The organism is Psychrobacillus sp. BL-248-WT-3 (genome assembly GCF_012843435.1).
In the GTDB taxonomy this organism is placed as follows: Bacteria; Bacillota; Bacilli; order Bacillales_A; family Planococcaceae; genus Psychrobacillus.
This window is the reverse complement of sequence record NZ_JABAFC010000028.1, coordinates 1-25,374: the sequence shown is the minus strand read 5'-3', so window position 1 is coordinate 25,374 and position 25,374 is coordinate 1. Positions and strand designations below refer to the sequence as shown.

23 protein-coding genes and 1 pseudogene are annotated in these 25,374 nt (G+C 33.1%); 21 read left to right on the top strand and 3 right to left on the bottom strand.

The window, feature by feature from the left end; genetic code table 11:
• Positions 1–9: 9 nt before the first annotated feature.
• The 8 genes from HF876_RS13560 (at position 10) to HF876_RS13525 (ending at position 8,403) form a co-directional block, all read left to right on the top strand.
• Positions 10–1,851, top strand: coding sequence for a TnsD family Tn7-like transposition protein (locus tag HF876_RS13560; protein ID WP_169360599.1), 1,842 nt, complete (start codon positions 10–12; stop codon positions 1,849–1,851).
• Positions 1,852–2,433: 582 nt separating this feature from the next.
• The gene (locus HF876_RS13555) at positions 2,434–3,144 is read left to right on the top strand and encodes a cytochrome c biogenesis CcdA family protein (protein ID WP_169360598.1); all 711 of its coding nucleotides are present in this window, start codon (positions 2,434–2,436) and stop codon (positions 3,142–3,144) included.
• Between the two features lie 42 nt (positions 3,145–3,186).
• Entirely contained in the window at positions 3,187–3,720 is a 534-nt protein-coding gene (gene resA / locus HF876_RS13550; RefSeq protein ID WP_169360597.1) for a thiol-disulfide oxidoreductase ResA, read from the top strand.
• Positions 3,721–3,798: 78 nt separating this feature from the next.
• A complete protein-coding gene (locus HF876_RS13545; RefSeq protein ID WP_169360596.1) occupies positions 3,799–5,160 on the top strand; it encodes a HAMP domain-containing sensor histidine kinase in 1,362 nt (453 codons plus the stop codon).
• 52 nt (positions 5,161–5,212) lie between these two features.
• Positions 5,213–5,890 carry a response regulator transcription factor gene (locus HF876_RS13540; RefSeq protein ID WP_169360595.1) on the top strand — a complete coding sequence of 226 codons (678 nt, stop codon included), beginning with the start codon at positions 5,213–5,215 and terminating at the stop codon, positions 5,888–5,890.
• Positions 5,891–5,905: 15 nt separating this feature from the next.
• A complete protein-coding gene (locus tag HF876_RS13535; protein ID WP_169360594.1) occupies positions 5,906–6,829 on the top strand; it encodes a F510_1955 family glycosylhydrolase in 924 nt (307 codons plus the stop codon).
• A gap of 22 nt (positions 6,830–6,851) precedes the next feature.
• The gene (locus tag HF876_RS13530; protein ID WP_169360593.1) at positions 6,852–7,586 is read left to right on the top strand and encodes an urease accessory protein UreH domain-containing protein; all 735 of its coding nucleotides are present in this window, start codon (positions 6,852–6,854) and stop codon (positions 7,584–7,586) included.
• Between the two features lie 361 nt (positions 7,587–7,947).
• Positions 7,948–8,403 carry a VanZ family protein gene (locus HF876_RS13525; RefSeq protein WP_169360592.1) on the top strand — a complete coding sequence of 152 codons (456 nt, stop codon included), beginning with the start codon at positions 7,948–7,950 and terminating at the stop codon, positions 8,401–8,403.
• A gap of 90 nt (positions 8,404–8,493) precedes the next feature.
• On the opposite strand, the gene HF876_RS13520 is transcribed toward HF876_RS13525, so the two are convergent.
• Complete coding sequence (locus tag HF876_RS13520; protein WP_169360591.1) at positions 8,494–10,557, bottom strand: copper-translocating P-type ATPase; 2,064 nt, start codon at positions 10,555–10,557, stop codon at positions 8,494–8,496.
• 195 nt (positions 10,558–10,752) lie between these two features.
• On the opposite strand from HF876_RS13520, the gene HF876_RS13515 reads away from it, so the two are divergent.
• The 9 genes from HF876_RS13515 (at position 10,753) to spoIIP (HF876_RS13475) (ending at position 18,924) form a co-directional block, all read left to right on the top strand.
• Positions 10,753–11,673, top strand: coding sequence for a plastocyanin/azurin family copper-binding protein (locus HF876_RS13515; protein ID WP_169360590.1), 921 nt, complete (start codon positions 10,753–10,755; stop codon positions 11,671–11,673).
• A gap of 115 nt (positions 11,674–11,788) precedes the next feature.
• The gene (locus tag HF876_RS13510; RefSeq protein ID WP_205964109.1) at positions 11,789–12,115 is read left to right on the top strand and encodes a metal-sensing transcriptional repressor; all 327 of its coding nucleotides are present in this window, start codon (positions 11,789–11,791) and stop codon (positions 12,113–12,115) included.
• A 15-nt stretch (positions 12,116–12,130) separates the two neighbouring features.
• Positions 12,131–12,343: a copper ion binding protein gene (locus HF876_RS13505; protein WP_169360589.1), complete on the top strand. Its 213-nt coding sequence runs from the start codon at positions 12,131–12,133 to the stop codon at positions 12,341–12,343.
• A 108-nt stretch (positions 12,344–12,451) separates the two neighbouring features.
• On the top strand, positions 12,452–12,658 hold the full coding sequence (gene copZ, locus HF876_RS13500) for a copper chaperone CopZ (RefSeq protein ID WP_169360588.1): 207 nt from the start codon (positions 12,452–12,454) through the stop codon (positions 12,656–12,658).
• Positions 12,659–12,742: 84 nt separating this feature from the next.
• A complete protein-coding gene (locus HF876_RS13495) occupies positions 12,743–15,160 on the top strand; it encodes a heavy metal translocating P-type ATPase (RefSeq protein WP_169360587.1) in 2,418 nt (805 codons plus the stop codon).
• A 366-nt stretch (positions 15,161–15,526) separates the two neighbouring features.
• Positions 15,527–15,901 (top strand): hypothetical protein, encoded by a 375-nt coding sequence (locus HF876_RS13490; RefSeq protein WP_169360586.1) that lies wholly within the window; start codon positions 15,527–15,529, stop codon positions 15,899–15,901.
• 451 nt (positions 15,902–16,352) lie between these two features.
• A complete protein-coding gene (locus HF876_RS13485; RefSeq protein ID WP_169360585.1) occupies positions 16,353–16,943 on the top strand; it encodes a YdhK family protein in 591 nt (196 codons plus the stop codon).
• Between the two features lie 256 nt (positions 16,944–17,199).
• Positions 17,200–17,694: a C40 family peptidase gene (locus tag HF876_RS13480; RefSeq protein WP_169360584.1), complete on the top strand. Its 495-nt coding sequence runs from the start codon at positions 17,200–17,202 to the stop codon at positions 17,692–17,694.
• Positions 17,695–17,868: 174 nt separating this feature from the next.
• A complete protein-coding gene (gene spoIIP / locus HF876_RS13475; protein WP_240949768.1) occupies positions 17,869–18,924 on the top strand; it encodes a stage II sporulation protein P in 1,056 nt (351 codons plus the stop codon).
• 126 nt (positions 18,925–19,050) lie between these two features.
• Here the strand turns inward: spoIIP (HF876_RS13475) and spoIIP (HF876_RS13470) are convergent, their stop codons facing one another.
• Entirely contained in the window at positions 19,051–19,899 is an 849-nt protein-coding gene (gene spoIIP, locus HF876_RS13470; protein WP_169360583.1) for a stage II sporulation protein P, read from the bottom strand.
• Positions 19,900–20,138: 239 nt separating this feature from the next.
• Here spoIIP (HF876_RS13470) and HF876_RS13465 point away from each other — a divergent pair, with 239 nt between their 5' ends.
• Together HF876_RS13465 and HF876_RS13460 are read left to right on the top strand one after the other, a co-directional pair.
• The gene (locus HF876_RS13465; protein ID WP_169360582.1) at positions 20,139–21,623 is read left to right on the top strand and encodes a multicopper oxidase family protein; all 1,485 of its coding nucleotides are present in this window, start codon (positions 20,139–20,141) and stop codon (positions 21,621–21,623) included.
• 131 nt (positions 21,624–21,754) lie between these two features.
• Positions 21,755–22,081: a four-helix bundle copper-binding protein gene (locus tag HF876_RS13460; RefSeq protein WP_205964108.1), complete on the top strand. Its 327-nt coding sequence runs from the start codon at positions 21,755–21,757 to the stop codon at positions 22,079–22,081.
• A 298-nt stretch (positions 22,082–22,379) separates the two neighbouring features.
• Here HF876_RS13460 and HF876_RS13455 read toward each other — a convergent pair whose 3' ends face one another.
• The gene (locus HF876_RS13455; RefSeq protein WP_169360581.1) at positions 22,380–22,925 is read right to left on the bottom strand and encodes a VTT domain-containing protein; all 546 of its coding nucleotides are present in this window, start codon (positions 22,923–22,925) and stop codon (positions 22,380–22,382) included.
• Between the two features lie 555 nt (positions 22,926–23,480).
• Here HF876_RS13455 and HF876_RS13450 point away from each other — a divergent pair.
• Together HF876_RS13450 and HF876_RS18915 are read left to right on the top strand one after the other, a co-directional pair.
• Positions 23,481–24,614 carry a hypothetical protein gene (locus HF876_RS13450; RefSeq protein ID WP_169360580.1) on the top strand — a complete coding sequence of 378 codons (1,134 nt, stop codon included), beginning with the start codon at positions 23,481–23,483 and terminating at the stop codon, positions 24,612–24,614.
• Positions 24,615–25,185: 571 nt separating this feature from the next.
• Positions 25,186–25,299: pseudogene (locus tag HF876_RS18915) on the top strand (TnsA endonuclease N-terminal domain-containing protein); the annotation flags it as partial.
• Positions 25,300–25,374: the final 75 nt, after the last annotated feature.

Sequence of the window (25,374 nt, the reverse complement as noted above, 5' to 3'; positions counted from 1 at the left end):
TTAAGAAGTATGCATTTTTTTCCTCCACTTTATCCAGACGAATTGCTATATAGTGCATTAGCCAGATATCATAATTACTCTGGAAATGAAAGCTTTAAAAAAACTATGAGAGATTTATTCGGGTGTGAAACAGTATGTTCTGTAACTGATTTACCATGCAATCTAGATGTATTAGCTTCACGGATTCCTGGTAAAGTTATCAGCAAAGAGAAATTGCTTTATGACCATACTTTAATGCCCTATTATAGTCACTTTATTCCTAGTGATAGACTAGAAAATATTCGAGAGGAAATGTACTTTAGCAACGGACGTTCTATCCATATGTTGGTGGGCTTAACCGCAAACGGTGTGAAACCTCCCAAAAATTTAAGATATTGTACAGTGTGTGCAATGAATAATAGAGCTCAGTATGGTTTAGCTTATTGGCATCGTGCACATCAAATACCGGGAGTTATAGTATGTTACAAGCATAAGGTTAATTTAAGAGAGGCTAATGTTCCGTACTCGCAAAGAAGAAATAAGCATGAATTTGTTCCTTTAGACACTATTACAATAAATATTAATACGGAAGAGGTAATTGTAGAAAATTATCTAAATTTATTTATAGCGCAGAATTCATTTTATTTACTAAATTACAATTCAGAGAAGATTGTAAGAAAAAATAATGTAAGGAACATTTATTTAAAAGAAATACAGAATATAAATATGTTATCAGTAAAGGGTAGAATAAAGTTCTATAAACTAATCCCTAGCTTTAACAATTATTATGGACGTGATTTATTAACATTAATGGGAAGTCATGTGGAAGAAGATAAACAGCATACCTGGTTACATAAATTTTTGCGAAATTCTGATGAAGTGATTCACCCGCTGAGGCATATCTTATTACACGGTTTCTTGGGGCAGAGCATAACTTCCACAATTTTAGAAAGTAATTCTTCATCAACGTTAGTTAATCCATTCTTCAATGGTCCTTGGCCTTGTTTAAATAAAGTATCAAGACATTTTGGAGAGAAAGTCATTACTTTATGTACTATTACAAGATGCTCGGATACGGGGAAACCAGTTGGGACTTTTACTTGTGAATGCGGATTTGTCTATTCACGAAGGGGACCTGATACGTCTGAAGGAGCTCAAATGGAATTTGGGCGGATAAAGGAGTTTGGCGATGTTTGGAAGAATAAACTTTGGGTATTATGGGGAGATGAAAAGTTATCTTTAAGGGAAAAAGCAAGACAATTGGGTGTTGACCCTAAGACTGTTAAACGCCAGGCTAATTTATTGATCACTGATACCAATATATATAATGGCACACTAAAAACTCTAAACGGTTTTATACAAACAAGGAGAAATGAATGGATATTTATTAAAAATGAACAACCATCTCCATTAAGAAAATCGTTATACAATTGGTTATATAAGCATGATAGGAATTGGTTGATGCAAAATAAACCCAATAATATGAATCAAAGATCTAACAAGAATCGAGTAGATTGGAATTATAGGGATGAGAATATGGCAATGCTGGTAAGGGAAACAGCAAATCAATTAATAACAATAAGACAGCTTCGTATAACTAAGGCTGAAATAGGTAGGAGAATAGGATACTTATCCTTGATTGAAAAACAGTTAGAAAAACTACCCAAAACCAAAAGAGAACTGGAAAAAGTTGTAGAAACAACAGAACAATTTCAAATTCGTAGAATAGACTTAAGTATTGAAGAGCTGATGAGAAACAATGAAATATTAAAAGTATGGAAAATTGCTAAGAAGGCAGGATTAAGAACCGATGTTCTAAATCATTTAAAAGATTTAATAATTAAAAAGATAAGATTAAATAGCTCTATTTAAAGTGTCAACTATATGACAAGGATACTTTCGAGGAAAAAGCAAAACAAGTAAGAAGCAATTACAAGGTAAACTAAACATGTCATTCTATAATAAACGAGGTAACCCTAATTTGATTAGGGTTACCTCGTTTATTAATTGTATAGGTAAAATTACGGTGCTAATGTTTTTCAAATACATTTTTTTTTGAATTGAAAGTAGTCTTATCTAAAAAATCTAATGAAGAAAACAAAAAAATAGTTAGACACAGAAAGCTCATAAAGTTCATTATAATATTTTTTGGGGTTACTTCTGCATAGTTTCTTCATATTTATTCTCTATACTATCTCAGAGGATTGCCTTAATCAGTTGTCCCAAGGCTAATCCTTTGTTGATTCTAGTTTGAATAATATATCTTAAATCGTTCAAATATTATTATTTAGAATATTTTGTTAGTTAATGTCCTCTTAATATAAAGACACGCAAGTAGGCACAGCTTGGATAAATATCTATAAGTTTAGTGACTTATTTAAACTCTTTGAATTGCTAGAAGGATTAGAAAGCATTGTTAGTAGATTATAAGCATGAAAGGTTAGGTGAAACTCTTTGTTTGAACAATTAAGTTTATTTTTAGCTTTTGGTGCGGGATTACTGTCTTTTATATCACCTTGTTCATTACCCCTTTATCCTGCATTTCTGTCCTATGTTACCGGGGTATCTTTAAATGAACTAAAAGAAGAAAAAGGAATACTAAATAAGAAGGCATTGGTACACACGCTTCTATTTTTACTTGGATTTTCAGCCATCTTTATGGCATTGGGTTTTTCCACCTCTTTCATCGGGACGTTTTTTCTTCAATACCAAGACTTACTAAGACAAATTGGTGCTATTATCCTCGTATTTTTTGGTTTAGTAGTTATTGGGGTTTTTAAATTTGAATTTTTACTATCAGAGAAAAGAGTCCAATTCAGAAAAAGACCTAAAGGTTATATAGGATCCGTATTGATCGGTATGGGGTTTGCTGCTGGATGGACACCGTGTACTGGACCAATACTAGCAGGTGTAATTGCTTTAGGAGTTTCTGACCCTGACAGAGGAATGTTGTATATGCTATTTTATGTACTGGGTTTCTCCATTCCGTTTCTCATAATGTCATTGTTTATTGGAAAAATGAAGTTTCTTCAAAAGAGAAATGGACTTTTCATGAGATTAGGTGGATTTTTAATGATTATAATGGGTATCTTGTTGTATTTTGATATGATGACAAAAATAATAGCAATTTTAACTCCTTTTTTTGGAGGATTTACAGGGTTTTAGAGCACAATTATAAATAATTAGGAAAGTAGGTTTATTGTTACTATGGATAAGAAGCAAAAAAGATTTTACATACGGTTTGTACTCTTGATATTAATGGTTGGAGTAATTATCTTCACCATATATTCTAACTTATCTAAAGAGAAAAATGGTGTATTACAAGTAGGAGATGAAGCTCCTGACTTCGTTCTAACTGATATGAATGGAGAAAGACATCAATTGTCGGAGTACAAAGGACAAGGAGTCTTTTTGAATTTCTGGGGAACTTGGTGTAAACCATGTGAAAGAGAATTTCCGCTAATGGACAAACAGTATCAAGAAGTTAAAGATCAAGGACTTCAAATACTAGCGGTAAACATAGGAGAATCTGATTTTGTAGTTCAAAAATATATTGATCGAAAAGGCTTAACTTTTCCAGTTTTAATTGATGACAATAAAAGTGTAATGGAAACTTATAATATTAACCCTTTGCCAACTACTTTTCTTATTAACCCAGAAGGGAAAATAGAGAAAATAATAACCGGCGAGATGAGTGAAGACAGTATAAAACAATATATGGAGCAAATATTGCCTATCTAAACTTAAATGTTATCAGACAACAATGTATTTGCAACTTAACAATCCAGATTTAACTAGTTGGGAGGATCGAATGCTCTAATGAATAGAATATCGACAAAGTTAACAGCCTATTTTTTTATTGTTGTATTGATAATGGAAACTTTTCTAATTTTTTATCTCCATCAAAATATTATTCACACAAGAATTGAGGAAGAATTTTCTTTATTGTTGAAAAACGGATCCAATCACAGAGAAGTACTTGAAGAATACTATTCCGAAACAACCATGAAACATATCGTATTGATGGAAAAAGGAGGAGATAGAGAAGTTGTCATTACAGATAATAAAGGTAGAGTCATTAGTAGTTCCTTTAAAAACAATGCATCTTTAACAGAATTTCTTCCTCTTATTAAGAATCTTGATTTGAGAAGAGATGAGGTATTGATTTCAGATTGGGAAGAGTCTCCATATATCATTAGTGCACACCCTTACAAAGGGAGTAATAACCAATCTGGATATGTTGTCATGTTTCAAAGTACAAGTTCTATTGAACAATTGGTGGATAAGCTAAACATGCATTTTGGGATTGCTGGTGGGACGAGTGTTTTCCTTCTATTTATTGTCTATACAGCTCTATCTAGACTTCTCACAAGACCTTTAATACGTATGAAGGAAGCTACTGAGAAATTAAGCAAAGGGGATTTTGAAGTGAGTCTTCCATACATCGGTAAAGATGAACTTGGTGATTTGTCAGGTTCTATTCAAAAATTAGCTGATGATTTAGAACGTATGAAAACAGAGCGAAATGAGTTTCTAGCCTCTGTTGCTCATGAACTAAGAACGCCTTTAACATATTTAATTGGTTATTCAAATGTAGCCATGAGAAAAGAAATTAGTATAGAAGAACGAGAACAGTATCTTGCAATAATAGCTGAAGAGTCTGAACGAATGAAAGTACTTGTGAGAAATTTATTAGATTTAGCAAAAATGGATGAGAATACTTTTACTGTTACAAAAGATTATTTTTGGGCACAAACGTTTTTTGAAAACATTATCAAACTAGTTGGACCTTCTTTTGAGATGAAAAATATTAAGCTTAGTTTTGTATGTAGAGACAACTTTCAAATCCATGCTGATTCCTTACGTTTAGAGCAAATTGTATTGAATTTATTGGATAATGCCTTGAAATACTCTAAAGAAAATACACAGGTTACACTGAAAGTTCATAAAAAAGAAAAGAAAACAATCATTTCCGTAATTGATTTCGGAAGAGGTATCCCCTCCGATAAAATTGAATTCATTTTTGAAAAGTTATACCGTGTTGAAAAATCGCGCTCACGTATATCTGGTGGTTCGGGGATTGGACTTGCTGTTGTGAAAGAATTAGTAGAAGCACATGGTGGTAGCATTGAAGTCCAAAGCGTCTTGGGCAAAGGAAGTACATTTACCATAACGATTTAGCTTTATTTAGAATTTCGTCAAGCAGTAATTGAATAGGAGGTTTTTTGAATATATGCGGACAATTTTATTGGTTGATGATGAGCAAAGGATGTTAGATCTAATTGAATTATTTCTGCTACCGCTTGGATTCAGATGCATAAAAGAAACAAATGGCCAGGAAGCGATTGAGTTACTAAAAAACGAGAAAATTAATCTTGTCCTGTTAGACGTTATGATGCCAGATATAGATGGATGGGAAGTATGTAGAAAGATACGTGAATTTTCCGATGTACCTATTATTATGCTTACAGCTAGATCGGATAAGATGGATTTAGTAAAAGGATTAAACACTGGGGCGGACGATTATATTACCAAACCTTTCGATGAAAAAGAGTTGGTAGCTAGAGTAAATGCCGTTTTACGACGGTTCTCTGAACACGAAACAGAGGAAAAAGAGATTTCCTACGAAGATTTTAAGTTAGATAAAGAAGCTTATTCCTTGCAATATCATAGTCTAATCTCGCAACTAACACTGAAGGAATTCTATATCGTGGAAGCATTAATTTCTCGCCCTAAAAAGACTTATACACGAGAAGAACTTTTGCATGCTGCGTGGGAATATGACACATATACAGATACGAGAACAGTGGACTCACATATCCGAAATTTAAGAGAGAAATTGAAAAATGCTGGTTTTCCTATTGATGAATTTCTTAAAACTGTATGGGGAATAGGATATAAATGGAGCTAAAGGAGAAAAGTCAAAATGAAGAAATATAAAATTATATTCGGTTTATTAGTATTAATATTAGTGCTATCTGCATGTAACTCAAATGAAAATGAAGGTTTCTCTTTTGAGGAAGTAAAAAATAATCAAATTGATCATATACACGGTTTAGGTTATATAAATGGAGAAAGCGATGTCGTCATTGCAACGCATTTTGGATTATATAAATATGCCAAGGATGGATGGAAAGAAGCAAATAGTCAAAAACATGACTATATGGGCTTTCAAGCTGTAAGAGAAGGATTCTTTTCAAGTGGTCATCCAGAAGAAGGGTCTGAATATAAAAATCCTCTTGGTCTTATTAAAAGCATAGATAAAGGAGCGAGTTTCGAACAATTAGCGTTTTACGGAGAGATTGATTTTCATTATCTGACTGCTGGTTATGATTCAAATACGATTTACGTTTTAAATGAAATGCCAGTTGAAGAGATGAACGCAGGTCTACATTATTCAACAGATGAAGGATCTTCATGGACTAAAGCTGCTATGAATGGATTTACTTCCGATTATATTTCTAATTTGTCGGCTCATCCCACTCGTAAAGAATTACTTACAATCGGTAGTAAGGACGGAATATTTATATCGAATGATCATGGACAAAATTTTAAGTCAATGAATGATACGAAAATGGTCACTTATGTAACATTGACTGAAACGGGAGGGTATTATTCAAATCTTGAAAACGATACTGTATACCTTAAGTTCTTCTTGTTTGAGAGTGACGAAGAAATAAACATCCAACTTCCAAAAGAATTGAAGATGGATCCAATCACTTTTATCGCAGTAAATCCTGAAAATCAACAAGAGATTGTAATAGTTACAAATAGTAATAATATTTATATAACAAAAGATGAAGGACTATCTTGGGACCAAATTGCTTCTAACGGTGAGTTAGCAAAATAAGAAGATGGAGGGTGTTTCACAGATGTATAGTTTGATGTCGAGATTTAGTCAAACAATTAGTGAACCAGTTACTGTTTTCTTACACTCCTTTGAACATTCCCCAATTATAGTTGCGCTCCTTCTCGGCTTGATTGGAGCTGTGGCACCGTGTCAACTGACAGGAAATATGAGTGCAATTACCTTTTATGGAAACCGTACTGTTCAAATGAAGAATAATTGGGGAGAAATAGTAGCCTTTATTGCAGGTAAAATTGTAGTATTTAGTCTGATTGGATTGCTGGCTTGGATATTTGGTCAATCATTTGAAACTAAGATGACAGAGTATTTCCCTTTATTTCGCAAACTAATTGGTCCGCTACTAGTGGTTACTGGACTTTTGCTTTTAGGGATATTTAAGCTTAGATTTCTTAACCGTTTAACAATGTATATACCTATGGCATTAAAGGAAGGAAAATCTGGCTCATTTCTGTTGGGAGCAAGTTTTTCACTCGCATTTTGCCCAACTATGTTTGTTCTCTTTTTTGTCTGGCTTATGCCAACTGTAGTATCAACTTCCTATGGTTTTTTATTACCTGCTGTCTTTGGAATTGCAACATCTATTCCACTAATCCTTCTATTTGTTTTAATATGGTTTTTTGATGCTAAGAAAATAATCATGAAACGTAGCATGAAGACGGGTAGAATGATACAACGCATAGCGGGAGTTATTCTAGTAATTATAGGATTTTTTGATACACTCACTTATTGGGGGATATAGTTAACAAATGAGCTGACAAATATTTAGAAGGCAAAATTATTTCGTGTTAGTAGGAAAAAGAAGTTAAAGTATATAATACTTAAATAGTTATTCTAAAAGTACTACATGGAAGAGCCTGTCTAATGGGTCTCTCCATGTATTTTTTTATATAAAATATCTATTTATATAAAATGCTATAATTTAACAAAAATGGAAGGTTAATTTAAATGTTCATTAGAATAATCTTTTGGTTTAGGTGAAACTTTTATCAGAATTATTTTAGGACTAGTTATACTAAGATGGAACAAGATATTGAGTTAATATCTGTTTATTAATAGATTTATACTCTTTCTAGTAGAGTGAAATTATCAGGAGGAAAGCAATGAAAACTTCTAAGAACATTTTAGTTTGTATTAGCTTTATATTATATTTATTTGCATTAGTTTTTATATTATTCTTAGATTCAAGAGGTTATAGATGGTCCGATGTATCTTTTAGGGAATACATAAAATGGTCTTCGAATTTTATACCTTTTAGGACTATAAATCTATATATTCATTCTATAGCACATGGAACCTTAAATATTAACATCCCTTTAAAAAACCTTGGGGGTAATTTAATTTTGTTTTTACCTATGGGCATTTATTTACCGCACTTCATAAAAAGAATTAATAAAATACGTATATTTGTAATTACGATGACTGTTTTATTATTATTTATTGAGGTAACACAAGTAGTTTCAAGAAGAGGAAGTTTTGATATTGATGATTTGATTCTTAATATGCTTGGTGCCGTAATAGGATTTGCAATTTGGAATGTTAGATTTGTTAAGAAGTAATAAACTAATTCCTATTCACTAAACTTACAAAAACTCCAAGAAGAATCTACTTCTCCTTAGAGTTTTAAAAAATTATTATGAAAAAAACAACTAAAGCTTTAGTAGTCGCGCATTAATAGCTACTATTACTGTACTTAGAGACATCAAGATTGCCCCAATTGCAGGACTTAGTACAATTCCATATTTATAAAGGGCTCCTGCTGCTAGTGGAATTGCTACAATGTTATATCCTGCAGCCCACCACAAATTTTGTGTCATTTTACGATAAGTCGCTCTTGATAGCTTGATAATATTAACTACATCTATCGGGTTGCTTTTTACAAGGACGACATCAGCAGTTTCTATTGCAACATCAGTTCCTGCGCCTACAGCAATCCCCAAATCGGCTTTTGCAAGAGCTGGCGCATCATTGACACCATCACCCGTCATTGCAGTAAGAAGACCTTCAGTTGTTTGTATATGTTCAATCTTTTCCGATTTTTGATGTGGAAGAACTTCTGGAAAGATTTCTTCCATACCTAACTGATGTCCGACATATTGCGCAACCTTAGCATTATCACCCGTTAGCATAATAGATTTAATTTCCATTTCTTTTAGTTGATTAATGGCTTCAATTGCTGTTTCGCGAACGATATCAGCAAGTGCAATCATACCTGCATACTTATTGTCCACCAAAGTGAAAACAACTGTCTTACCTTCTGAAGACCACGTGTCAAATTGTTCTTTGTCATAATCTAAATTCAATTCTTTGATATAACCAGGACTAACTACTAAGATTTGTTTTCCGTTCACTGTTCCTCGGAGACCTTTTCCGGTTAATGATTGAAAATCCTCTAATTTTAAAGGTGTAATACCCATTTTCGTTGCTTTTTTTATAATACCTTTAGCGAGTGGATGTTGGGATTGAACTTCTACTGACGCTGCATATGCAATAACATCTTTCTCACTATAATCCTTTGAAGTACCAATATTTGTTACACCAAATTCGCCTTTCGTTAAGGTTCCAGTCTTATCAAAAACGACGGCCTCGATATTGCGAGCTCCTTCAAAGGCTGCACGGTTTCGAATCAGAAGACCATTTTTGGCTGCAATCGAAGTGGATACTGCAACTACTAAAGGTGCTGCAAGACCTAAAGCATGAGGACAGGCTATGATTAATACGGTTACCATTCTTTCCATGGCAAAGGAAACAGGATAACCAAGAGATATCCAAATGAAGTACGTTGCAAGACCCGCCACAAGGGCACCGTAAAATAACCACTTTGCAGCCCTATTTGCAAGGTCTTGAGCACGGGACTTAGATTCCTGTGCTTCTTTAACCAAACTAATAATTTGGGAAAGATAGGTTTCATTTCCTGTTTTCATTACAGAAATAATAAGCGCACCTTCACCATTAATGGATCCTCCAATTGCCTCTTGGTTAGCTTCTTTTTCAATAGGGACAGATTCACCAGTTAGCATGGATTCATCAATCGTAGATTTTCCATCGACTATTTTACCGTCTATAGGAATTTTTTCACCAGGTTTGACCAAAACTCGATCTCCTTGTTTTAAACTAGCCACTTCTACTTCTGTTACTCTACCTTTATCGTCGACAAGATGAGCTTCCGAAGGCATTAATTTAGCTAATTCCTCCAAAGCTTTAGAAGCACCCATAACAGATTTCATTTCAATCCAATGACCAAGTAACATTATGTCAACAAGAGTAGCCAATTCCCAGAAGAAATCATTTTCAGCAAAACCAAACACAGAAGCCGTACTATATACATACGCCACGCTAATAGCCAAGGAAATTAGTGTCATCATCCCAGGGTTACGATTTTTTAGTTCGTCTTTTGCTCCCACAAGAAATGGCCAACCACCATAAAAGAATACGAACGTAGAGAGGGCAAACAGTATATACATATCGCCATCAAAGCGCCAATTAACCCCAAGGAACATTTGAATCATTGGAGAGAGTATTAAAATTGGAATCGTAATAATCAATGAAATATAAAAACGTTTTTTAAAATCCTCCACCATATGAGAATGGTGATTATGATGTCCATTATGAGTTTGTTTAATGTCATGGGTATGACCAGAACCATGACTATCATGTTCTCCTTGTCCTTTTTGGTTATTGGAATTATGTTTATGATGTGAGTGATTAGTCATCTTCAAGTTCCACCTGCCTCGTTATATAGTTTTGCAATAAGTATATACAATAAATATGCAATAATTATGCAAAGCTTAAAGTACATCAATTAAATGTAATTAAATTTATTCTTTGAACATTGCATACCGTAAAGGGGTATAAAATATATATAGACTACGGAAACAATCTTACAGTTTAATAAAAAGGGTGGATAGATGGGATATTATCAAATATTTGTATTAGCGTCGCTTGTGGGGTTAGCTTTAATAGTTTTTATATTAGCTAGGATATCTAAAAGTATATTTAATCCCATGCAAGGGATGGTAACTTCTATGTTTTTTGGTATGAATATTGGATTGACAGCTGGTATTCTTTTAGGCGTAACATTTCAAGGGGACTTATTTCTCTCCACAATTCTATCGATGGGTATCGGAATATTAGCGGGTTCAATATGTGGCGGATATTTTGGGGTTTTATCTGTTTTAGAAGGGGTCATGTCTGGATTGATGGGCGGTATGATGGGTGCGATGTTAGGAGAAATGATAAACGAGGAACAATCAATAGCTTTAATAAGATTATTTCTATTGTTATCTATTTCCACAATCTTTTTATTTGTCTTATTACCAGACAAGAAAAATCAAAAGATACAAAATAAAAGTTGGCTATTAAAGCCAGTCATCTTGGCAATTAGTATTACTTTTTATTTTATTGGAGGTGTTTCCCTAGCGGAAAACCAAATGAGTTCCATATCTAAGGATTCTATATCAGAACATCAGAACCATACTAATAATGAGGCGAATAATACAAATAAAAATTCACAAGTTATTACAATTCAAGCTAAAAATATGAAATACTCAATTAAAGAGCTAGTTATAGAGAAAAATCAGCCGGTCACTTTTGTTCTAGAAAATTTGGACAATATTGAGCATGATATTGAAATAAAAATTCCGACTCTTAATGATAACGACCTAAAGCATAATCACGATACTAAAGAAAGTCTTATACATCTTCATGCCGAACCTAAAAGTACAGAAAACTTAACTTTCACCCCTGTTAGCACAGGAATTTACGAATATATTTGCACAATCCCAGGACATAAGGAATCTGGAATGGTCGGTCAGGTTGTAGTGAAATAGGGATTTTAGAGTGAAAAATAAAAATTTAGTATGTCTAGATAAAACATTAAACATATCGCTTTACATACCCCCTGTAGGTACTGTATTATGAAAATAACGATAGGAGGTTGCTTATTTGGACAGTGTAATAGAAGAAGGTACGTTATTATCTGAGGTGTCTTGTAGAAAAAGTCATCATCCTGAACACGTAAAAAAGGATCTAACAAATCGATTAAACCGTATTGAAGGGCAAATCCGAGGGATAAAAGGTATGGTAGACAAAGACGTTTATTGTGACGATATAATCACACAGCTTTCTGCAACTCAGTCGGCTCTAAATAGTGTAGCTAAAGTACTTTTACAAGGACATTTAAAAGGCTGTGTAGTGGATAGATTAGCTGAGGGTGACGATGAGGTTTTAGATGAATTATTAGTAACAATTCAGAAATTAATGAGAAAATAAAAGGAGGAGAGATAAATGACAAATCAAGTGACTATACAAGTTCAAGGAATGACTTGTGGGGGGTGCGTAAAATCTGTGGAAAATAGCGTTAGCGCACTTAGTGGTGTGGAGAAAGTTAATGTACAATTAGAAACAGGAAAAGTGAATATAGAATTTAATGATTCGAAAACAGATATTAAACAAATTACGGATACAATCGAAGGTAAAGGATATACAGTAGTAGCCTAAATATAATCAGTAGTGTGCTTTGTAAATCAATCAAAGGATTTTTTTTTCAATGATTTATACCCCTATACAGTATGCTATTTAATTATAGAAAAAGGAGAAGTGAAAAATATGGAAAACGTAACATTGAATGTGAGTGGAATGTCATGTGGTCATTGTGTGAGTGCCGTTGAAGGTAGTGTAGGAAAATTAGATGGTGTTAATCTTGTAAAGGTTCATTTAGATTCAGGCAAAGTGGATGTAGCTTTTGATTCAGAAAAGGTAAATATAGATAAAATTAAAGAAACAATTGATGACCAAGGTTATGACGTGGGATAAAAGAGTAAGAGTGCTATTTAGGCACTCTCTTTCTTACTTTCATATATACCCCCTGGCAGTATTTAAAGGAGAGGTGAAAACAGAATGAGTAGTGAAGTAAAAGAAACCAGCCTACAAATTACAGGGATGACCTGTGCGGCCTGTGCTACAAGAATTGAAAAAGGCCTAAATAAAATGGATGGAGTACAGCAAGCCAACGTAAACTTGGCTCTTGAAAAGTCTATGATTAAATACGACCCTGAAAAATTGACCAATCAAGATCTTGAAAAGAAAATTCAGGATTTAGGATATGGCGTTGCAAAGGAGAATAAAGAGTTTGCAATAACAGGAATGACCTGTGCTGCCTGCGCTACGAGAATTGAAAAAGGTCTTAACAAGCTAGAGGGTGTTTCATTTGCCAACGTTAATCTAGCGCTTGAAAATGCAACTATAGAATATAACCCTTCTCAGATTAACGTTTCGGATATTATTGCGCGAGTTGAGAAATTAGGATATGGGGCAATCAATAAAGAAGATGAAAAAGAAGCAATAGATTACCGAGAGCAAGCTATTCAAAAGCAAAAGAAAAAATTTATTATATCGGCAATTTTGTCCCTTCCCTTATTGTGGTCTATGGTTGGTCACTTTTCTTTTACGTCGTTTATTTACATGCCCGAGTTTCTTATGAATCCCTGGGTACAAATGGCTCTGGCAACACCAGTTCAATTTATCATTGGGAAACAGTTTTATGTAAGTGCTTATAAAGCGTTGCGAAATGGGAGTGCCAATATGGATGTCCTAGTTGTTATGGGTACATCCGCAGCTTACTTTTATAGTGTTTATCAGGCTTTCATTACAATTGGTGAGCATCATAACGCCCAATTGTACTTTGAAACGAGCTCAGTGCTGATTACCCTAATTATATTAGGTAAACTTTTCGAAGCAAAAGCAAAGGGGCGTTCGTCTGAGGCTATTAAAAAGCTTATGGGACTTCAAGCTAAAACAGCCTTGGTCCTAAGAGATGAAAAGGAAATAGAAATACCTCTTGAAGAAGTTGTAACCGGAGATATTATTTTAGTAAAACCAGGAGAAAAGATACCGGTTGATGGTGAGGTTATGGAGGGAAACTCTGCTGTCGACGAGTCAATGTTAACTGGTGAAAGTATTCCAGTCGATAAAACGATTGGTGATTCTTTATTTGGTTCAACAATTAATAAAAATGGTTTTATTAGAATGAAAGCAACGAAAATCGGAAGAGACACAGCTCTTTCTCAAATAATTAAAGTAGTGGAAGATGCTCAAGGATCCAAAGCCCCAATTCAAAGGCTTGCAGACAAAATATCTGGCGTATTTGTCCCGATTGTAATAGGTATTGCCATTATTACTTTTTTAGTATGGATTATATGGGTGAATCCAGGAGAAGTTACTCCTGCACTCGAAGCTCTGATTGCCGTTCTTGTTATTGCTTGTCCATGTGCACTTGGTCTTGCAACACCAACCTCCATCATGGCAGGTTCAGGCCGAGCAGCTGAGTTTGGTATTCTGTTTAAAGGTGGAGAACATCTCGAAACCACGCACCATATTGATACAGTAGTTGTTGATAAAACTGGAACAGTTACAAATGGGAAACCAGAGTTAACCGATGTAATTGTTGCAAATGGTGTTAATGAAGAGGAGTTTCTTTCTTTGGTTGGTACAGCAGAAAAACAATCGGAACATCCACTTGCAGAAGCAATTGTGAAAGGAATCCAAAATAGAGGGATATTACTCGATACAGTTCAGGAGTTTGAAGCAATTCCTGGATATGGAGTAAAAACAACAGTTAATCAAAAAGAAGTTCTTGTAGGAACTCGAAAGTTAATGAACCAGTATCACGTGGATATTTCTAACATACTATCAATAATGGAAGAATTAGAGGGAAATGGGAAAACAGCGATGCTGGCAAGTATAGACGGTCAATATGCAGGGCTTATTGCGGTTGCGGATACAATCAAAGAAACGTCTAAGAAAGCCATCAAGCGTTTGCGTAATATGAATATTGAAGTGATTATGATGACTGGTGATAACCAACGTACAGCTAAAGCGATTGGTAAAGAGGTTGGAATAGATCAAGTTATCGCTGAGGTACTTCCTGAAGGAAAAGCCGAAGAAGTAAAAAAACTTCAGGCAACTGGAAAGAAAGTAGCGATGGTTGGAGATGGAATTAATGATGCACCAGCTCTTGCAGTCGCAGATATCGGGATGGCAATTGGAACAGGAACAGACGTTGCGATGGAAGCTGCAGATATTACATTGATTAGAGGAGACTTAAACAGCATAGCGGATGCAATTATTATGAGCCACAAGACGATGAGAAACATTAAGCAAAATCTGTTTTGGGCATTCGCATATAACACGTTAGGCATACCGATTGCCGCAGTCGGATTACTAGCACCTTGGGTAGCGGGGGCGGCTATGGCATTTAGTTCTGTATCTGTTGTACTAAATGCATTACGACTTCAAAGAGTAAAACTAGAAAAGTAAAACTTTTAATCGGACCCACTTCGGTGGGTTAATTTTTATTTATCTTACGTGGTGTGTAAAAAACTTCAATAAGAGACTACTACGTACACTAATTATGAAATCATATAATAAATAAAATACCCAACTTATAAAGAAGTGGATAGATGCAACTTATGTATCTAGCCTTCAGCAAAACTACCAATTTTAACTATGAACAATCACTAAGTTTGCACTATTAACATGTTTATTGTAAGGTATTTAAAAGTCTTCCGAATAAAGAGAAAGTTTCTCCATACTAATAGAATTTCGAACAATAATCACCTTTGTTTTACGCTTTTGAGTACCTTTAGAACATGATTTAAATATGATAATGACGAGGTGAAAACTATGTGCTTTTCAACTAATGTAATCGAACAACAAGCGCTTATCATAAGTGATAAGATAATTAAAAACTCTATATATAAACCAGTAAGTTTGGATTTTATTAGTGAAAAAAACGTTGGAATACAAGATTTCACAATGCAAAGTAGCGGAAAAGACATATCACTAATTACAAGGATAAATTTAGAAAACAATGAAGGATTACAAATTAGTGTAGAACCAAATGAAAATGGGTTAAGGTACGCTATGGGGGAAATCTCTTATAAAGATTATAAAAAACTGCAAAATCAAGAAAGTAGACAGTTTATCTGGTATTTCTTTGCAATTTCAAGCGTTTTTCTCTTGATATCCTGGGCCACTTTCAGGTGGTTTTTTATATAATTGTGTCTAGACTATAATACCCTTAAGTGAATATCTAACAGTAACCACTATTATAGATATTATTTATTAGAAAAGAGCGTTGATTTCACAAAAATCAATGCTCTTTTCTATGTAAAATTATTTGTTTGGAAGAATTGATTGTTATGCTTTATCGCTAAGGACAGTTATCTTATTTGCTACATAGGTATAAAAAGTCAGGAAAATAATATAAAAATTTAAATGTGCCACGGTGTTTATAACGTTTAAATAGTCGTTTAAGGAAAGTCCTAGTTTTTTTTCAATCAAATAGGGAAGTATAAAATATAAAGACAAATTACATAGTGATAAAATTCAGGCATTAGAATCTTCAGTAACTGGTCTGCACAATTTTTTCACAATTTCAGTGTAAGATTGTTTAAAACAACGAAGTGTATCTTGTTGTAAATTTATTAGAGTTTAGAGGAGGATAACAATGAGTAAAAAATTATTGATGGTACTTGGTTCATTAGCTATCACAATTACAATGTCTGCTTGTGCTGGTGATGAAAAGGAAACGGAAAAGAACACGAACACACAAGAGCACACGGATATGAATACGGAAGAAAGTAAAGGTATGGACCATTCTAATATGGATATGTCCGGATCAGGTGAAGTTCCTGAAGACTTAAAAGTAGCCGAAAATCCAACTTTTGAGGTAGGTAGTCAAGCTATTATTGAAACAGATCATATGGAAGGTATGAAAGGTGCCGAAGCAACAATTGTTGGTGCTTATGATACAACTGTTTATACTGTATCGTATACTCCTACAACTGGAGGAGAACGAGTAGAAAATCATAAATGGGTCATTCATGAAGAATTAGGAGAACCACAATCTGCACCATTAGAACCTGGTACAGAAGTAGTCTTAATAGCTGACCATATGGAGGGGATGGAAGGAGCAACCGCTGAAATAGATTCTGCTGAAGAAACAACTGTGTATATGGTTGATTACACTTCTACTACCGGAGACAAAGTGACTAATCACAAATGGGTAACTGAAAGTGAATTGTCACCAATAAAATAACTTTTTACTTTTAGATTTATTCAAAAAACCTATCCATTAAATGGTTAGGTTTTTTCTAATGCAAGTTTATATAAAATTACAATACATATTATAAAAAATAGATATATTAATTCGGATAAAACTATAGTCCTGAATTTTGTCTTTTAAGAAAGTTAAACTAGGAATTTGTAATGATTTTGTAATCAAATCGTAACGAATATATTGCATCACTTGTGATAAAGTTACAATTATAAAAATAACTTTACTGGGGTGTAAAATGAGAAGTAGAATTATGCAAGTTTTAATTGTGGTATCTTTAATTTTTTCTGTACAAGTATTTTCAGCAGATAAAGTCAATGCTGCAACATCAACTGACATCGGAGCATTTGCTTCAAAATTTTATGGTACTCCATATAAATTTGGAGGAACAACTCCTAAGGGATTTGATTGTTCTGGATATATTAGATATGTTTACAATAAATTCAATATTAGTTTACCACGAACATCTGCTGAGCAATATAAAGTTGGAAAAACAGTTGCAAAAGATAAACTACAACCTGGAGACCTAGTGTTTTTTGCTAATACATATAAAAAAGGTATTTCTCACACTGGCATTTATTTGGGGAACGGGGAGTTCATATCTGCCAAAAGTAAGGGTATTTTAAAAGCTAACTTAAAAACAGATCCGTATTGGGGACCTAAATATGCAGGAGCGAAACGGTTATCTAATGTAACTGTAGCTATGGAAAATGGAAAAAATACTAATAACTAAGCTTAAAAATTTTTCAAGTACAATCATCGACTGTATAGATGATTGTGCTTTTTTATGTTTTGTGGGTAGGAAAATCATTCTTGTCCATATATTATCCACAATTATTTGTTATCCTTTTCTATGGTATGTTATTAAAATAAATCTACTGAAAAGATAAATTATAGGAGGGACCGAATGTCCTCTAGCTCCCTAAACAAAGAAAAGAACACAATAAAGAAAAAGAAAAATATTTTACTAAGAATTTTATTATACTTAACAATTTTGCTATTTATTCTCTTGCTTTTTTCTTTCTGGGCGACATTTTTTTATGTTCCTAAACAAGAGGAAGAAAATATTTTTGATGATAAAATCTACCCTTTTTTCCATGTTGAATTAAAAGATCCTTTATCTGAAGAATTAGATGGGATGCCTACTAAAACAAATAATTTAGATACAGGTGGGAAATCAAACTTGAGTCTAGAGGATAGGGATGAATTTGCGCCTACTATGGACCGTTTCTTTAACGAAAGAGAACTTACTAAAAAGAATATTGATGCTCTTTTTGAAAATATGAAATCTCCCAAAGAAATTTCATCATTCCATTCAACTTTCGGAAAGGAAGTCCTGTATATTTACCATACTCATAGCAGGGAATCTTTTTTGCCATATTTAGAAGAAACAGATATACCTGAAGAAGCCTATCACTCGAAAGCAAATATTACACTAGTAGGAGAACTGCTTGGAAGGGCACTGGAAAGAAGGGGAGTAGGGACAACAGTCAATTCAACCGATATCGTTCAAGAACTAGCTACAAGAGGTTTAAACTATAACAGTTCTTATAATGTCTCAGGAGAGCAAGTACGTGCTGCATTAAAAGATAATAAGGATTTAGAGATCTTTCTAGATTTACATCGCGATTCTTTACGTAGTGATTCTACTACTACTGTAATGAATGGAGTAAACTATGCCAAACTGTTATTTGTTGTAGGTACGGGCCATGAAGGTTATGGAAAGAATCTTACGTTCGCGGAAGGGCTACAAACAATTTTAGATAATCAATACCCCGGGCTGTCCAAAGGCGTAATACAAAAAAGCAGTAAACAAGGCAATGGAATTTATAATCAAGATATTTCTCCAAACTCAATTATTGTGGAAATAGGAGGCGTAGATAATACAGTAGAAGAGCTTCACCGAACTACAGAGGTTTTTGCTGATGTTTTAAGTGAATATTATTTTCATGAAGAAATGTAAATCAGTTTTTTTGATCCAAGACATTATTTAGTTCGTTTATTTTCCAAATATACTTCAAATTATTTGAGATCTCAAAATGAAATGCACCTTAAGCCTATGGCTTAAGGTGCATTTCATTTTGTATTTTTAAATTCCTGCATGTGATACTAGATTGGTAGGTTCATCTTGTAATAGGTCTGAAACAGCTTTTGCTAGAACTGAAATTGTACGATTAATTTCTTCCTGTGTATTATCGATTCCACCAAGTTCTATTAACACCATATTGTTAGCAAGATCTTGATTATAAATGCCGTCCACATGGTCTCCTTTTTTACCGATGACGCCTTTAGATATTCCGGGAACCAATTCATTTAAGTGAGAGGAAAGATGTTGGGCATAGGATTTGTTTAATACGTAATTCGGATTCTCTTCCCCTACCACAAAATATATTTTTCCAAATGTTTCATTATTATAAGTTAGTGTTGAATTTTTTCTGTTTGCAGAATCTCTGTGTAAATCGATAATTATGTCATATTTATTGTTCTGAACATTTTCTGTTAAATAAGGACGGACAACGTTATAGGCTTCTGGAAAAGTACGATTTGTTTTCTTTAACTCATCCATGGTGTCAACTCCAAGAAACTCAGTTTCAATAGAATTTAAGCTAAAATGATTTCTAATTATATCTTCAAAAGCGGTTATGTTTGAGGTTGAATGGTATACCTCTGCTTGACCGGTCTCATTTTTTACTATTGGTATAAAGGCTTCGTGGGAGTGTGTAAATAGTAATAATGCTTTCTTTGGTTCAATCAATTCGATATTATGAAGATTTTGATTTTGAGTTGAAGCATATACGACCGCTGATTTCTCCACTGCCTTCTCATCAGCGATGTCCATATTTCCTATTTGTTGAGGGTTACTAAGAGTAGCTATAATAATTGGTGATATAAAAAGTAATAAAAGTAGTCCAATAATAGTTCTATTTTGGTTTCTCATATTAATACACCTCAAATAACAATATGTTGGAAGTGTAGGTATTAGAACTGTATCTTTTGGTAAGATAAAAAAATATAATAATACTAATTGAAATAAAAGAGTGTTATATATTCCGGATATTCCGGCTAACATTGCTTCGTTGGTTCGTCCATTTAGTTTAAACGTATTACTCCACAAATTTTTCATATTTATTTGATACACTACCGATGTATTAAATAAATTAGTGGGAGAGAATAAAGATGAAATACAAAATGTGGATTATTTCAGTGTTGTCGGTAAGTATTTTTATAATTGGAGGTTGTAGTGCAAGTGATTCATCTCCTGACAAAAATCCGACCATGGATCATTCCAATATGAGTGAGGAAGAAATGGGTTCTATGGAAAACGGTCATGATAGCCATACAAATCCTTTAGCATTAAATAATTCAACTGGAGAAAATGAACTATTACTCCCAACTTTAATTAAACCAAAGGATGGAATCATTGATATTACAGCACAGCAAGGAACAACTGAATTTTACAAAAATGTTCAAACCGAAACATATGGATATAATGGTTCATTTTTAGGGCCAATTATTCAAGTATCAAAAGATGAAACAGTAACATTTAGAACTAACAATGATTTATCAGAACCAACGACATTTCATTGGCATGGTGTAGATATTCCAGGGGAAGGTGATGGTGGTCCACATCAAATCCTACAACCAGGTGAATCAGAAGATGTGAAATTTACTGTTAATCAGGAGGCATCCACTCTATGGTTCCATCCACATCCTGAAGGTGCTACAGCTGAGCAAGTGTATAAAGGATTAGCTGGTTTAATTTATGTGGAGGATGAAAAATCGAAAAATCTCGATTTACCAAAGGAATATGGGATAAACGATTTTCCGTTAGTATTCCAAGACAGACAATTTAATGAGGAAAAGCAATTCGATTACCAAGCAGTAGTTAATGAGGATGGAACAATAGGAGATACTTTATTAATAAATGGAACATTGAATCCTAAACTTACGGTAGGTAAAGAAAAAGTTAGATTACGTATATTAAATGGTTCAAATGCTCGAAATTATTCTTTTAAATTAAATACAGGAGATTCATTCCAACAAATTGCTACAGATGGTGGTTTCTTAAATGAACCAACAACAATGAATGAAATAACGTTAACACCCGGTGAACGTTCAGAGATTATCATTGATTTTTCAAAGTATAAAGCCTCAAGTGATATAGCATTAATTAATGAGGAAAATACAAACGTTTTACCATTTAAAATTGATGAACAGAAAACAAATTCAAGTGATTTACCAAAAACTTTAAATAATTTTGCTGTTACAAATGAAGAAAGAAATTTACCTGTTACGAAGAAACTCGAACTTTTTGGAATGGGTGCAATGGTGACCATTAATGATAAGCAATTTGATATAGATCGAATTGACTTAACTCAAAAACAAGGGGTTACCGAAGTGTGGGAAATTTATAATAAACCTGATGCAATGGGCGGAATGACACATCCATTCCACATTCATGGGACACAGTTTAAAATTATTTCAATTGATGGAAACGAACCGCCAGTAAACGAACAAGGTTGGAAAGATACTGTCGCAATTGATGCAGGAGAAACAGTGAAATTAGCCGTTAAATTTAATAACAAAGGTATATATATGTTCCATTGTCATGTTCTTGAGCATGAAGAGAATGGAATGATGGGACAAGTAAAAATAGATTAAAATTTATATTAGAATTACATACGAGTTACAAAAATAAGGATTTTCTAAGGAGTTCTCATTTTACTGTTTGAATTAATATCTCATGGGAATATTAATACTGAATGCAATATTAATATTTAGGAGGAATTTTTTTGAATCAAAAATATGAAGAATGTCTAAAGGCTTGTATGGAATGTCTAAAGGCTTGTAACACATGTTTTGATGCTTGTTTAAAAGAAGGCGATGTTAAGATGATGGTCGATTGTATACGATTAGATCGCGCTTGTGCTGATGCTTGCGCCTTTGCGATACAAGCGATGACTTCGAATAGCCCTTTTATGAAAGAAATATGCCAACTATGTGCTGAAATTTGTGAACGTTGCGCTGAAGAGTGTGCTAAGCATGAACATGACCATTGTCAAAGATGTGCGGAGTCATGCCGTAAATGTGCTGAAGCATGTCGTCAAATGAGTGCTTAAGAAAATTTACAGAGTATATTAAAATATTATAAGGCTACTGCAAAAAGTCAAACTTTATGGCTTTAGTGGTAGCCTTATAATTATTAAAGAACTGCATTTAATATTAATAGAAATAAGTAATTGCTAGAATTCCTATTATTAGGTTGAGGAGATTACACAGAAAACTATATGGCCAAATATTTTTGTGCGCTATATATAAAGGAGCAACTTACAATCATAAAAAATTATTACCAAGTAAATTATTATATCTAGATTATTAAATTTTTTCTTTACTTTGCCATTAACTATGACCAGTGGTTTACATTTTCTTTTTAATCAAAAAAAGTGTAAATATTACCAATAACAAGATCATAACCCCGTATAAATAATTCATTGATATTTTTTGAAGAACCCCAAAGACTATTGCTACTTCAATGACAACTGCAGGTACTTTCCCGATTGAACTTGCAGTCATAAAAAACCATCCGTTAATAGTTGTTAAAGAAGCACCTGCGGTAACTATCCCAGATGGAACAAATGGTAGAATTCGAAATAGAATAATTAGTGTGAACACATGCATGGGAGAACTATTTTTTATAGTTTTAAAAATTGAATGACTTAGCCATCCAGGATTAATTTTAGAGAAGCCCCACCGATACATGTGAAAACCAATAATTGCACCAAAAATTTCTCCAGTAAATGTAAGAATGACACCAAGCACTAAACCCAAGGAGTTTATGTTGATAGCAGTAACAAAGAAACTTGGTATAAAGCCAATTGCACCAATTCCCCAGTTCAAGAAAAGTAATAAGATAAATTTGATTGTTGTGCTCATTAAAGAAATGAGTGTTATCGATTCATTCACAAACTATAAACCACCTATGATAATGTTATTAGTATTTACTCATATGGTCGCTCCAATGAGGAGGATACTCCTTCCTTGTGTACTAATATATAATATAGAAGAAATAAGGAAAAGTTATGGAGATTAAATTTTTTAATACCATTGTAATTAAAACACAATTTAACAATTGAGGTTGGTGAAATTGTATAGTTTTTTTATTAAAGGAGTATGTTATGGGAATAAATCATTGTGATTTCCTATCCATTAACTAATGTAATTTTACATGATAGAAACCCAGAAAATTCATTCGATGAAAATAAATATATACAGATAGACACGACGAAGCTGCGTATTGTAAAGTCAAAACTTGGGATACCAGCTTTGAAACAAAGATATGAACCTTATGATACTTCTTCAAAAAAATATATCAAAGCATGAAAAATGGTTTGAAGTTAAAACGAATTATTGTAACAGAAAGCCTATGGTTGCTGCAAAGCCACAGGCTTATTTTATTTTCCATGAAATAGTATAATAAGTAGTAATATCTAAGCTTCTTTTATTAAAGGTGGGTTATAAATGAAAAAAGTTAGTGATTTATTATTTGTCCCTCAATATCCTGAAGATAAATTACATCCAAATTTCCTGAGTATTTATAATGAAAAATTGTTTTATGCTAGAGAATTTATAAAAGAGTGGGCAGAAGGATTTGAAGATCGTGACCATAAATTTGTTAAAGAGTTTCAAACAACTTTTAACTCATCGTTTTGGGAGCTATACCTTTTTGCAGTGTGCAAGGAACTAAAATTAAATGTAAATATGTCTTATAATCGTCCAGATTTTGTTATTGAAGGTGAAGATGGTTTTAATGTAGAGGCAACTATTGCTAGTCACGCACAGGATGAAACCCCAGAATGGAAAAAAGATTTTTCTAAAGATATCTTTAAAGAATGGCCAGTGGAGAAGATTGTTGATAACGCCACCATTAGAATTGCTAATGCTTTTATGAGCAAGTCTCAAAAATATAAAGAATCGTATGGTCAGTTGGAACATGTTAAAGGAAAACCGTTCATTATAGCAATTACTCCTTTTGACTCGCCTTATACAAATGAGCAACGTATGCAAGCTATACATAGAGTTTTATATGGTTTTGATCGATATATAGCAGTAGACTGGGATGATGAAAATAGAGATATACTGGATGCTATATACATGGAGGAAATAGATAAAAAAAATGGAGCTAAAGTACCTTTAGGATATTTTACAACTCCCAAGTTTGCTCATATTAGCGCTGTTATTTTTAGTAATACAGCAACGTTTGGTAAAGTGAGGGTAATGTGTGATGATCCAAGAATTACTTTAGTCAGCCATTCTAGATATAACGATTTTGGTACTCAACCTATTAATGAAGTAACATTCAAGGAAAATTATGTGGAGCATTTATTAGACGGATTAATTGTCTTTCATAACCCATTTTCTAATATACCTTTTAAAAACAAAGCATTTTACCATCCTGTTATAGCTCATTCTACATTTGATAGTAAAACAAAAGAAAATGTTTCCCATATTCCACATAATTTCTTATTTCAGAGATTTATCAATACTTTTATGACTGAAGATAAACTTCCCCCGCTAGAATTACTGCGGGTAAAAAAGATTTTAGAGGAAGCATCACAAACTACTCAAAATAGTTTTCCTAAATATCATGACTAATCAATAAAATTAAATGGAGATTCAGTCATAAAGGTGTACTCTTGTTAGGTTTCTCATTTTGAAAGTCGTTCAAAGTAATTTGCAATAACAAAAATCAATAACATTAAGGAAAACATTGGGTTACTAACTATAATGTAAATACCTTAAAAGTACGATTGGATGGGTTACCAACTATAATGTAAGTTAAAGTTTTTTGAAACATCCATATTTAATTGCTGTTATTGAATTTTGGAGTTACCAACTATAATGTCATTGGACATGTGATTTGAAAATAAAGTTGTACAAAAAAAATAAAGTTATACAAAAAATATTATATATAAAAAATAAAGTTGTACAAAATATCTTAGTTGGAAAATAAAGTACTACAAAAAGTATTAAACGCTAAGTGTTGTATATATATAAATAATAAAGTTGTACAAAAATAATATACAGTTATGTATATAAAAAAATAAAATTGTCTATTATATATTTAATTTGAATCTGTTCGCTTAATGCGGACAGATATTTTTTTATTTTAAAATCTTACCCCTTCCCCACTACAATAAAATAAAGGAGAGTTTAAAGGATAAATATGAGTAAAAGAGAAACTGGATGGACAGAAGTAAAAATTGCAAAGTATCAAAAAGAAAAAAGAGGTCAAGGTGAATTAACTAATTATAAGCCATGGCTAACAACCCAAGATGTTGTAACCGTCAAGTAGAATTGAACACTTTTTGCTAATTTAGAGTGAACACTTTTGCTTAAAACAAATTCTGTCGGT